This is a genomic window from Streptomyces nojiriensis (assembly GCF_017639205.1).
GTDB lineage: Bacteria > Actinomycetota > Actinomycetes > Streptomycetales > Streptomycetaceae > Streptomyces > Streptomyces nojiriensis.
The window spans coordinates 2633924-2645364 of sequence record NZ_CP071139.1 but is presented as its reverse complement, the minus strand read 5'-3'; the positions used below and the strand labels follow the sequence as shown (position 1 = coordinate 2645364).

Below are 11441 nucleotides of genomic sequence, written 5' to 3'. Positions count from 1 at the left end.
TAGGTGGTCAGACGCCCTTGCTCACCGAACTCATGTTGAAGTCCGGGATACGCAGCGCCGGCATCGCGGCACGTGTGAACCAGTCGCTCCACTCGCGCGGCAGGGTCTTCTCGGTACGGCCGGCCTCCGAGGCCCGCGACAGCAGGTCCACGGGGGACTCGTTGAACCGGAAGTTGTTGACCTCGCCGACCACCTGCCCGTTCTCCACCAGGTAGACGCCGTCCCGGGTCAGGCCCGTGAGCAGCAGCGTCGCCGGGTCCACCTCGCGGATGTACCAGAGGCAGGTCAGCAGCAGACCCCGCTCGGTGGCCGCGACCATCTCCTCCAGCGACTTCTCGCCGCCCGCGTCCAGGATGAGGTTCCCGAAGCCGGGGGAGAGCTGCATCCCGGTCAGGCCCGCCGTGTGCCGGGTCGTGCTCAGCCGGTTCAGGTGACCGTCCGCGATCCACTCGGTCGCCGGGACCGGCAGGCCGTTGTCGAACACCGAGGCGTCGTCGCCGGAGCTGTGCGCGATCACGAACGGGGCGGACTCCAGGCCCGGCGCGTTCGGGTCGCTGCGCAGGGACAGCGGCAGCCCGGACAGCTTCTCGCCGAGCCGCGTGCCGCCGCCGGGCTTGGAGAAGACCGTGCGGCCCTCCACCGCGTCCCGGGCCGCCGCCGACCACATCTGGTAGATCAGCAGGTCGGCCACGGCGGTCGGCGGCAGCAGGGTCTCGTACCGGCCCGCGGGCAGGTCGATCTTCCGCTCCGCCCAGCCGAGGCGCACGGCGAGCTCCGCGTCCAGCACGGTCGGGTCCACGTCCTTGAAGTCCCGGGTGGAGCGGCCCGCCCAGGCGGAGCGCTGCCGGTCCGGGGACTTCGCGTTCAGCTCGAGGGTGCCGTTCGGCTGGTCGTGGCGCAGCCGCAGGCCCGTCGAGGTGCCGACGTACGTGGAGACCAGCTCGTGGTTGGCGAAGCCGTACAGCTCCCGGCCGCCCTCGCGGGCCCGGGCGAAGGCCTCGCCGAGGGCCGGCGCGAAGTCCGCGAAGACCGCCGAGCTCGTCTCGGCCGGGGCGTCGGTGAAGTCCGGCGCGGCCGGAACCCCGGTGACCAGCGGCTGCGCGTCCTCGGCCGGGCCCGCCCCGCGGGCGGCCGCCTCGGCGGCCCGGACCAGCGGCTCCAGGTCCTCCGCGGTGACGGCGGAGCGCGAGACGACCCCCGAGGCCGTGCCCTCCTTGCCGTCGACCGTGGCGATGACCGTCAGGGTCCGGGAGCGGGTCACGCCGTTCGTCGTCAGGGCGTTGCCCGCCCAGCGCAGATTGGCGCTCGACCCCTCGTCGGCGATGACGACACAGCCGTCGGCGGTGGACAGCTCCAGGGCCCGCTCGACGATCTCGTGGGGCTTGGTGATGCGGTTCGTCGAGCTCATCGCCCGGCCTCCTGCGTGGTGTTCAGGATGTTCACGTCGCGGAACAGCGCGGACGGGCAGCCGTGCGAGACCGCCGCCACCTGGCCCGGCTGGGCCTTGCCGCAGTTGAAGGCGCCGCCCAGGACGTAGGTCTGCGGGCCGCCGACCTTCTCCATCGAGCCCCAGAAATCGGTGGTGGTGGCCTGGTAGGCGACATCGCGCAGCTGCCCGGCCAGCTTGCCGTTCTCGATGCGGAAGAACCGCTGTCCGGTGAACTGGAAGTTGTAGCGCTGCATGTCGATCGACCAGGAGCGGTCGCCGACCACGTAGATCCCGCGCTCCACCCCGCCGATCAGGTCCTCGGTCGAGAGCCCGCCCGGATCCGGCTGGAGGGAGACGTTCGCCATCCGCTGGACCGGCACGTGCCCGGGGGAGTCGGCGAAGGCGCAGCCGTTGGAGCGCCCGAGGCCGGTCAGCTTCGCGATCCGCCGGTCCAGCTGGTAGCCGACCAGGGTGCCGTCCTTGACCAGGTCCCAGCTCTGCGCCTGGACGCCCTCGTCGTCGAAGCCGACGGTGGCCAGCCCGTGCTCGGCGGTGCGGTCACCCGTCACGTTCATGATCGAGGAGCCGTACTTGAGCTTGCCCAGCTGGTCGAAGGTGGCGAAGGAGGTCCCCGCGTACGCCGCCTCGTAGCCCAGCGCCCGGTCCAGCTCGGTGGCATGGCCGATCGACTCGTGGATGGTGAGCCACAGGTTGGACGGGTCCACCACCAGGTCGTAGCGGCCGGCCTCGACGCTCGGCGCCCGCATCTTCTCGGCGAGCAGGCCGGGGATCTGCTCCAGCTCGGAGTTCCAGTCCCAGCCGGTGCCGGTCAGGTACTCCCAGCCGCGGCCCGCGGGCGGGGCGATGGTGCGCATCGAGTCGAACTCGCCGGTCGTGCCGTTCACGGCGACCGCGGTGAGCTGCGGGTGGATCCGGACCCGCTGCTGCGTGGTCGAGGTGCCCGCGGTGTCGGCGTAGAACTTGTTCTCGTGGACGGCGAGCAGCGAGGCGTCCACGTGGGCCACCCCGTCGGCCGCCAGCAGGCGCGAGCTCCAGTCGGCGAGCAGCGCCGCCTTCTCCGCGTCCGGAACCTCGAAGGGGTTCACGTCGTACGCGGAGATCCACGTCCGGTCGGCGTGCACCGGCTCGTCGGCGAGCTCCACCCGCTCGTCCGAACCGGCGGCCTTGATCACCTGGGCGGACAGCTTCGCCATGGCCACGGCCTGCGAGGCCACCTTGGCGGCGGCGTCCATGGTCAGGTCCACACCGGAGGCGAATCCCCAGCTGCCCCCGTGCACGACCCGGACCGCGTACCCGAGATCGGTGGTGTCGGAGCCGCCGGACGGCTTGGCGTCCCGCAGGCGCCAGGAGGCGCTGCGGATCCGCTCCAGCCGGAAGTCGGCATGCTCGGCGCCCAGCGCGCGGGCCCGGGCGAGCGCCGCGTCGGCGAGCGCCCGCAGGGGCAGCGCGGTGAAGGCCGCGTCGATGGAATGGGGCACGGAAGTCCTCCCGTGGTCGGGGCCGGTCGCCCCGATCATGTCGCGATCGGGGCCCTTGTGCCTACATCTTTCTGTAGGGATTCAACAGAGCCGGTCGCAAGGCCCTGTCGGGGTCGATTCTGCGTACGAGCGATGCGACCTATAGGTTTTTGGTATTCAGACCGCTAGCGAAAGGGTGATCCGTTGAGCCGCTCGGTTCTCGTCACCGGAGGAAACCGGGGCATCGGCCTCGCCATCGCCCAAGCCTTCGCGGAGGCCGGCGACAAGGTCGCGATCACGTACCGGTCGGGTGAGCCGCCGGAGGCGCTCACCTCGCTCGGTGTCCTGGCGGTGCGGTGCGACATCACCGACTCCGAGCAGGTGGAGCAGGCCTACAAGGAGATCGAGGACGCGCACGGCGCGGTCGAGGTCCTCGTGGCCAACGCCGGCATCACCAAGGACACGCTGCTGATGCGCATGTCCGAGGAGGACTTCACGTCCGTCCTCGACACCAACCTCACGGGCACGTTCCGGGTGGTCAAGCGCGCGAACCGGGGCATGCTCCGGGCCAAGAAGGGCCGCGTCGTCCTGATCTCCTCGGTCGTCGGGCTCCTGGGCTCGGCCGGCCAGGCCAACTACGCCGCCTCCAAGGCCGCGCTGGTGGGCTTCGCCCGCTCCCTCGCACGCGAGCTGGGTTCCCGCAACATCACCTTCAACGTCGTCGCCCCCGGTTTCGTGGACACCGACATGACGAAGGTGCTCACCGACGAGCAGCGCGCGGGCATCGTGGGCCAGGTGCCGCTCGGCCGTTACGCGCAGCCCGAGGAGATCGCGGCAGCCGTCCGCTTCCTGGCGTCCGACGACGCCGCGTACATCACCGGAGCCGTCATTCCCGTTGACGGCGGATTGGGCATGGGTCACTGATCACCATGAGCGGAATTCTCGAGGGCAAGCGCATCCTCATCACGGGTGTGCTGATGGAGTCGTCCATCGCCTTCCACACGGCCCGGCTGGCCCAGGAGCAGGGCGCCGAGGTCATCCTCACCGCGTGGCCGCGTCCTTCGCTGACCGAGCGCATCGCGAAGAAGCTGCCGAAGCCGGTCAAGGTGATCGAGCTCGACGTCACCAACGACGAGCACCTGGCCCGCCTGGAGGGCCTCGTCCGCGACGAGCTCGGCGGCCTCGACGGCGTCGTCCACTCCATCGGCTTCGCGCCGCAGGACGCCCTCGGCGGCAACTTCCTGAACACCCCGTTCGAGTCGGTGGCCACCGCCATGCACGTCTCGGCGTTCTCGCTGAAGTCGCTGGCCATGGCCTGCAAGCCGCTGTTCCCGGCGGAGGGCGCGGCCATCGTCGGCCTCACCTTCGACGCGCAGTTCGCCTGGCCGCAGTACGACTGGATGGGCCCGGCCAAGGCCGCCCTGGAGGCCACCAGCCGTTACCTCGCCCGCGACCTGGGCAAGGAGAACATCCGCTGCAACCTGGTCTCGGCCGGTCCGATCGGCTCCATGGCCGCGAAGTCCATCCCGGGATTCGGCGAGCTGGCCGAGGTCTGGAACTCCCGCTCCATGCTGGAGTGGGACATGAGCGACCCGGAGCCGACCGGCAAGGGCGTCGTGGCCCTGCTGTCGGACTGGTTCCCGAAGACCACCGGCGAGATCGTCCACGTGGACGGCGGCCTGCACGCGATGGGTGCCTGATCCTCGACCGGGTCTCCCGCGTTCGTACGGCGGCGGCCGCGCTTCCCTTCCGGGAGGCGCGGCCGCCGCCGTTTGCGTGCTCCGCAGGGGCGTCTTCGATCGCATGTTCACCTGCCGACCGGATCTTCCCGAGTCGAAAACCGGGGCAGATGCCTGCAAACTGACCAGGCCGGGATCTTCTCGGCTCCTGCGGGGAGGAGGTAGGAGTGCGCGCGAGGCCGAGCCGAGCTGTATGCGTGCTGGTCACGACCGTGATCCTGACCGGACTCCTGGTCCCCGGAGCCGCCGCGCAGCCCGTGGGGGAGGAGCCCGTACCCGGCCCCGAGGCGGTGGCCCCCGCCGTCGTGGAGCTCGCCGACATCCCCGCCGAACCCCCCGCGCAGCCCGCACGGCCCGCCGGGGGCGAACTGTTCGGCGCCGACTGCGACACCGTGATCCACGGCTCGCAGGTGTCGGCGTACTGCCACAACGCCTACCCGGAGACCGACCTCGTACGGCTGCACGTCGAGTGCGACCGCTGGTGGGACGTGGACGGCGACGGCGTCGCCGTGGCCGTCGGTCCGGCCGGCCGGACCGAGCTCGTGGGCCGCTGCTGGAAAGAGGTCCGCTCGGCGTGGGTCAGTCACCGGCGCCCGTGAGGGGGGCGTCCTCCGCGTTCTTGCCGAGGCAGGCGAAGGGGTAGCCCGCGGCCTCCGAGGCCGCCGCGTCCCCGTCGCCCCGCCGGATCGCCTCGATCAGCCGGGCGTGGTCCAGATGGGCGGAAGGGTGCAGCTCGGTGCCCACGTCCGCCCGCAGCCAGTCGGCCACCAGGTCGCCGAGGTCCGCGTACAGCTCGATCAGCACGTCGTTGTGCGAGGCGGTCACCACCGCCATGTGCAGACTCACGTCCGCCGCCACGAAGACCTCCGCGTCCCCGCCCGCCCAGGCCTCCTCGCGGCGCGCCAGCAGGGCGTCCAGCTGTGCGAGGTCGCGCTCGGTGCGCCGCTCCGCCGCCAGCCGGGCCGCCGAGGACTCCAGCGTCGAACGCAGCTCGGCGATGTGCCGCGGATCGGCCCCGGCGAAGCGGCGGTGCATCACGCCGGCCAGCTCGCTGGTGGCGATGACGTACGTCCCCGAGCCCTGCCGGATGTCGAGGAGGCCGTTGTGCGCCAGCGCCCGCACGGCCTCGCGCACCGTGTTGCGGGCGACGCCGAGCAGCTCGACGAGCTCCGGCTCGGTCGGGATGCGGGCGCCGACCGGCCACTCGCCGGAGGTGATCTGGTTCCGCAGCTGGGCGATCACCTGATCGACGAGTGCGGAGCGCCGGGGCGACGTCAGCGGCATGGGTTCCTCTCCGGAGTGACTTCAACGGACTTCGAGTGACTTCGAGGGACTTCGAGGGACTTCGAAAGCGATTGGACAACCAATCATCCCATGATTCTATGATGGTTGAATGCCCGACGAAGAGATCCGGACCATGAACCGCCCGCTGGTCGTGCGCACCGCTCCTGACCAGTACCTCCACGCCCCCGCCCCGGCCGCCCCGACCTGGCTCGGCCCGGTGCTCATCGTCGGAATCGTGCTGGCCGCCCTCAACCTGCGGCCCGCCATCACCAGCCTCGGCGCCCTCTTCGAGGAGACCCGGACGGGTCTCGGCATGAGCGGCACCGTCGCCGGACTGATCACCTCCGTCCCCGCCCTCTGCTTCGCCGTCTTCGGCGTCACCGCACCCCGGCTCTCCCGCCGCTTCGGCCCGGCCGCCGTCGTCTGCGCCGGCATGGCCGCGGTCGCCACCGGCCTGCTGATACGCCCCTTCGCGACCGGCGCCGTCGGCTTCCTCGCCGCCAGCGCCCTCTCGCTGGCCGGCATAGCCCTCACCAACGTGCTGCTCCCGGTGATCGTCAAGCGCTACTTCCCGGACAAGGTCGGGACCATGACCGGCCTGTACTCCATGTCCCTGGCCGCCGGCACCTCGCTCGCCGCCGCCGCGACCGTCCCGCTGACCGGCGCCCTCGGCGGCAGCTGGCGCACCGGCCTGCTGATCTGGGCCGTGCTCGCCCTGTTCGCCGTGCTGCCCTGGCTGCCCGTCGCCCGCGCCTCCCGGCGCGCCGAGCGGGCCGGGGCGGCCGCCGCCCCCGTCGGCTCCGCGGCCGGCCCGCGGGTCGTCCGCAGCCGTACCGCCTGGGCCCTGGCCTGCTACTTCGGCCTCCAGGCCACCGGCGCGTACATCACCATGGGCTGGCTCCCGCAGATCTTCCGCGACGCTGGGGTCTCCGCCTCCACGGCCGGCGTGCTCCTCGCCGTCACCATGGTCATGGGCGTCCCGCTCGCCTTCGTCATCCCCGGCCTCGCCGCCCGGATGAAGAACCAGGGCGCCATCGCCGTCACCCTCGGCGTCTTCGGCCTGACCGGCTACCTCGGCCTCTACTTCGCCCCCGCCGCCGGAGCCTGGGCCTGGGCCCTCCTGCTCGGCATCTCCAACTGCGCCTTCCCCCTCGTCATCACCATGATCGGGCTGCGCGCCAAGTCCCCGGCCGGCGTGGTCAAGCTCTCCGCCTTCGCCCAGAGCACCGGCTACCTCATCTCCATCCCCGGCCCGCTCGTCATCGGCGCCCTCTACCAGCACAGCGGCGGCTGGGACCTGCCGCTCGCCCTGATGGCCGGACTGCTCGTACCGCAGATCGCGCTGGGCGTCCTCGCCGGCCGGGACCGCACGATCGAGGACGAATGCGGCATGGGAGACTGACCGGCATGACGCCCGTACTTGAACCGAACCCGCAGAACGGCCGCAAGAAGCTCGGCCTCGTGCTCGGCGCGTTCCTCGCCGTCACCGTGATCATCTCCGTCATCGCCACGATCGCCTCCCCGTGATCCCGGCCCTCCGGGGCGGGGGGTGGGGGTAACCCCACTTCCCCTAGGGGGCCAGGTTCAGGGTGGAGTGGGGTGTGTCCCGGATGGGAACCACCGCCCCGGATCCATAGATTCGCAGGCAGCGAGTCAGTCCGGTCCACACCCACGGAGGCGGCCATGTCGGCCCCCACACACATCGGCCCCCTCACGCCGGGCCCCTCCCGCCCCCGCGCCCGCGCCACCGGCGCGAGCACCCGGCTGCACTGGTGGGCACTGGCCCTGCCCGCCCTCGCCTTCGGGCTCCTGCTGCTGCTCCTCGCCGGATCCGGTGAGGCCCACGCGGCCACCGGCGAGGTCTCGGGCCTCGTCCAGGTCGCCGAGCAGCTCCTGCGCGCCGTCGGCTGACCTCCCGCGCGCCCGTCCCCAGGGCGTGAGCCCCCCAACGCCCTGCGCCCCGTGCCTCGTTTCATGCGAAGCTGGGAGTCATGAGCGCCGACACACCCCGCAGGATCGCCCTCCTCCGGCACGCCAAGGCCGACTGGCCCGAGGTGTCCGACCACGATCGCCCGCTCGCGGAACGAGGCCGCAAGGACGCGCCGGCCGTCGGTCTGAAGCTCGCCGAAACCGGCATCGTCTTCGACCTGGCCCTGTGCTCCACCGCCGCCCGCACCCGCGAGACCTGGAAGCTCGCCGTCCAGGAGATGCCGCACCGGCCGAAGACCCACTACGAGGAGAGGCTCTACGACGCCTCGCTGGGCGAGCTCATCGCCCTGCTCAACGAGACCTCCGACGAGGTCTCCGACCTCCTCGTCATCGGGCACAACCCCGGCATGCACGCCCTCGCCGACGCCCTCTCGGGGCGCGCGGAGGGCGACACCCTGACGCGTATGACCCGTACGGGCTTCCCGACCGCGGCCCTCGCCGTGGTCTCCTTCACCGGATCGTGGAAGTCAGTGGAACACGGCGTGGGCACCCTGCTCGACTACTGGACCCCCAAGGGCCTCTGACCGCCGGTCCCAGGACACCGAAGGGCCCCGGCAGCCGATGCGGCCGCCGGGGCCCGTTCGCGTGCGTCGGGGCCGGGGGTCAGGCCAGGTCGGCGGCCTCGATCTCCTCGCGGGTGATGCCGAGCAGATACAGCACCGCGTCGAGGAAGGGCACGTTCACCGCGGTGTGCGCGGCCTCGCGGACCACCGGCTTGGCATTGAAGGCCACACCCAGCCCGGCCGCGTTCAGCATGTCCAGGTCGTTGGCCCCGTCACCGATGGCCACCGTCTGGGACAGCGGTACGTCGGCCTCCGCGGCGAAGCGGCGCAGCAGCCGGGCCTTGCCCGCCCGGTCCACGATCTCGCCCGTGACCTTGCCCGTCAGCTTCCCGTCGACGATCTCCAGGGTGTTGGCGGAGGCGAAGTCCAGCCCCAGCCGCTCCCGCAGATCGTCCGTCACCTGGGTGAAGCCGCCGGAGACCACGCCCACCTGGTAGCCGAGCCGCTTGAGCGTGCGGATCAGGGTCCGCGCGCCCGGGGTCAGCTGCACCTCGGCGCGGACCTTGTCCACGACGGACGCGTCCAGACCCGCGAGCAGCGCCACCCGGGCGTGCAGCGACTGCTCGAAGTCCAGCTCACCGCGCATGGCGCGCTCTGTGACCTCGGCGACCTCGGCCTCGCACCCGGCGTGCGCCGCGAACAGCTCGATGACCTCGTCCTGGATGAGGGTCGAGTCCACGTCCATGACGACCAGGCGCTGGGCCCGGCGGTGCAGCCCGGCCGAGATCACGGCCACGTCCACGCCGATGTGCGCGGAAGCGGTGGCCAGCGCGGTGCGCAGCGGCTCGGTCTCGACACCGGAGACGGCGAACTCCACTGCCGTCACGGGGTACTTGGCGAGCCGGAAGATACGGTCGATGTTGCCGCCGGTCTCGGTGATCCGGGCGGCGATCGCGGCGGTGGACTCGGCGGTGAGCGGGTGCCCGAGCACGGTGACATGCGAGCGGCCGCTGCCGCGCGGCCGGTTGTCACCGGTACCGGAGAGGATCTCGGCCTGCATCTTGAGGGATTCGGCCCAGCTGTGGACGGTGGCCCGCAGGTCGCCCTCGGCTCCGCCGGCGGGCTTGGTGACGAGGGCGCACAGGACGATGCGGCCACGCGTGACGACCTGCTCGATGTCGACGACGTCGACGGAGTAGGCGGCGAGGGTGTCGAACAGCCCGGCGGTGATCCCGGGACGGTCCTTGCCGAAGATCTTGACGAGGAGGGTGGGGACGTCGGAGGTCTGCGATGCGCTCATGGTGCCCTCACCGTATCTTCCCGACCCGGCCCCCAGGACCCCCGTCCCACCTCTTGAACGGTCGCGCCCCAGTGGTCGGCGAGGAATTCAGCCTCGCCGGCGATTGAGCCCCGGGGAACGGTGGAAGGGCGGGCAGGGGACGGCTCCGCGCAGCGGCCCCCCCAGCCCGCCTCACCGCGGTGGCGCCGGCGGCTTCGGCGGGGGCGGGGCTCCCGGCGGGGGCGGGGGAGTGAAGGGCTCCCGGCGGGGCGGTTTCGGCGGCCCGGGCGACCAGGGCGGGACGCCCGTCACGGTCACGTCCCAGGAGCCGTCCACCTCCCCGCCCGCTCCGGGCCGCGGACCGCGCGCAGGTCCGCCGTACGGTCCGGCCCCGGGGTACGCGGCCGTGGGCCTCCCGGGGGCGGGCCACCCCGGGGCGGATCCCGGCGATCCGGCCGGCCGGGGGAGGGCCGCCCGGCGCCGGCGGGTCAGCAGCGCCCCCGCGGCTCCGGCCGCCGCCCCCCAGAGCGCGCCCAGCAGCAGCGCGTACGGGACGTCCCCCCGCAGCTCCACCCCCGCGTCCACCGCGTCCACCCCCAGCACCGCGAGCGAGGTGTCCGCCGAGAACCCCGTCAGCCGCACCAGCACCGCCAGGGCCACCGCGGTGCAGGCCGACAGCCGTGCCGCGCACCCCAGGATCCCGCGCCCCGGTGTCCGTACGGCCGCCAGCACGCCCGCGTAGAGCAGCAGCAGGGCCGCCCCCGCGACCAGCAGCCACACCCGTTCGTCGTACTCCCCGAGCCGGGCCACCGTCACCGGCTCCCGAGCGGATACCGCCAGCAGATCGTCCAGCGGATCGGGCAGCAGCCGGGCCGGAGCCCCCGCGACCCGGCCGCGCACCGGTACGAACAGCCCCAGCAGCACCCCCAGCCAGCTCCCGTTCGGCGCCCCCAGCAGCGCTCCGCCCAGCACCCGCCGCGGCTGGTCGTCGCCCAGCGCCGCCCACACCGCCGCGGCCCACCCGGCCGCCACCGCGACCAGCAGCATCGCCACCACCGCCGAGGCGGCCGGACGCAGCCGGCCCGCCGCGGCCGGCCCGCGCCGCGACACCAGCAGCGCGAGCGCCAGTACGGCGAGCACCCACAGCGCCGCGCCCCGCAGCGTCGGCGCGAGCTCCACCGAGAACCCCACCCGGGTCCGGGTCTCGATCAGGTCCCCGATCCGGTCCGGGAGCAGCCCGCCGATGTCACCGATCCCCGGGATCTCGACCTTCACGGGGGTCTTCGGCAGCGGCAGCGTCCCGTCGAGGGTGACCACGTCGTGCCCGGCCCACGCCAGAGCGCCCGCCGTCGCCACGAACAGCGCGCCGAGGACCACCACCCCGGCCGCCGTCTCCCCGTGGCCCGCCCCGGCCCGCAGGGATCGCAGGAACAGCGAGGCCAGGACCAGCGCCCCGGCCAGCGACACCCCCAAGGGCATGACGTCCAGGGAGCTTTCGGCGCCCGCACCGGTGACTCCGAGGACCGAGACGTCACCCGAGGGGGTCACGGTTCCACCGACCGCGAGGACCACCGTGGCGGCCGTCATCGCGCCGAGCGAGCCTTCCGCGGCGCCGGAGGCATCGGCGCCCAGCAGGTGCAGCCCGAGTCCGGCCACCCCCGCCATCGCGATCAGGGACCAGCCCACGGTGGCGACGGAGGACAGCAGCACGTCCCCCCAACGGATGCGGCGCATACGGTG

General features: G+C 72.7%; 12 protein-coding genes. 7 read left to right on the top strand and 5 right to left on the bottom strand.

Translation table 11 applies throughout. The features are described 5' to 3' along the window. Nucleotides 1-7 precede the first annotated feature (7 nt). Together JYK04_RS12335 and JYK04_RS12330 are read right to left on the bottom strand one after the other, a co-directional pair. The gene (locus tag JYK04_RS12335) at nt 8-1408 is read right to left on the bottom strand and encodes a metallopeptidase TldD-related protein (RefSeq protein WP_189735782.1); all 1401 of its coding nucleotides are present in this window, start codon (nt 1406-1408) and stop codon (nt 8-10) included. After that, nucleotides 1405-2967 (bottom strand): TldD/PmbA family protein, encoded by a 1563-nt coding sequence (locus JYK04_RS12330; protein WP_373297400.1) that lies wholly within the window; start codon nt 2965-2967, stop codon nt 1405-1407. The genes JYK04_RS12335 and JYK04_RS12330 overlap by 4 nt, the downstream gene beginning before the upstream one ends. A 144-nt stretch (nt 2968-3111) precedes the next feature. On the opposite strand from JYK04_RS12330, the gene fabG reads away from it, so the two are divergent. From fabG to JYK04_RS41160, 3 genes are all read left to right on the top strand, one after another. Further along, nucleotides 3112-3831, top strand: coding sequence for a 3-oxoacyl-[acyl-carrier-protein] reductase (fabG, locus tag JYK04_RS12325; RefSeq protein ID WP_030016879.1), 720 nt, complete (start codon nt 3112-3114; stop codon nt 3829-3831). A gap of 5 nt (nt 3832-3836) precedes the next feature. Then, nucleotides 3837-4607: an enoyl-ACP reductase FabI gene (gene fabI / locus JYK04_RS12320; protein ID WP_189735778.1), complete on the top strand. Its 771-nt coding sequence runs from the start codon at nt 3837-3839 to the stop codon at nt 4605-4607. 236 nt (nt 4608-4843) lie between these two features. Further along, nucleotides 4844-5245: a hypothetical protein gene (locus tag JYK04_RS41160; protein WP_308431017.1), complete on the top strand. Its 402-nt coding sequence runs from the start codon at nt 4844-4846 to the stop codon at nt 5243-5245. Here JYK04_RS41160 and JYK04_RS12310 read toward each other — a convergent pair. Then, entirely contained in the window at nt 5226-5930 is a 705-nt protein-coding gene (locus JYK04_RS12310; RefSeq protein ID WP_189735774.1) for a FadR/GntR family transcriptional regulator, read from the bottom strand. The two genes, JYK04_RS41160 and JYK04_RS12310, sit on opposite strands and share 20 nt — an antisense overlap. Before the next feature lie 109 nt (nt 5931-6039). Here JYK04_RS12310 and JYK04_RS12305 point away from each other — a divergent pair, with 109 nt between their 5' ends. The 4 genes from JYK04_RS12305 (at nt 6040) to JYK04_RS12295 (ending at nt 8443) form a co-directional block, all read left to right on the top strand. Next, the gene (locus JYK04_RS12305; RefSeq protein WP_189735772.1) at nt 6040-7332 is read left to right on the top strand and encodes a CynX/NimT family MFS transporter; all 1293 of its coding nucleotides are present in this window, start codon (nt 6040-6042) and stop codon (nt 7330-7332) included. 5 nt (nt 7333-7337) lie between these two features. Further along, complete coding sequence (locus JYK04_RS41885) at nt 7338-7457, top strand: SGM_5486 family transporter-associated protein (protein ID WP_266598082.1); 120 nt, start codon at nt 7338-7340, stop codon at nt 7455-7457. Between the two features lie 156 nt (nt 7458-7613). Then, complete coding sequence (locus tag JYK04_RS12300; RefSeq protein ID WP_189735770.1) at nt 7614-7841, top strand: hypothetical protein; 228 nt, start codon at nt 7614-7616, stop codon at nt 7839-7841. A gap of 80 nt (nt 7842-7921) precedes the next feature. Further along, nucleotides 7922-8443, top strand: a complete 522-nt coding sequence (locus JYK04_RS12295; protein ID WP_030720119.1) for a SixA phosphatase family protein — start codon at nt 7922-7924, stop codon at nt 8441-8443. Between the two features lie 79 nt (nt 8444-8522). On the opposite strand, the gene serB is transcribed toward JYK04_RS12295, so the two are convergent. Then, nucleotides 8523-9722 (bottom strand): phosphoserine phosphatase SerB, encoded by a 1200-nt coding sequence (gene serB, locus JYK04_RS12290; RefSeq protein WP_189735767.1) that lies wholly within the window; start codon nt 9720-9722, stop codon nt 8523-8525. A 171-nt stretch (nt 9723-9893) separates the two neighbouring features. Next, a complete protein-coding gene (locus JYK04_RS12285) occupies nt 9894-11435 on the bottom strand; it encodes a streptophobe family protein (RefSeq protein ID WP_189735765.1) in 1542 nt (513 codons plus the stop codon). Between the last annotated feature and the right edge of the window lie 6 nt (nt 11436-11441).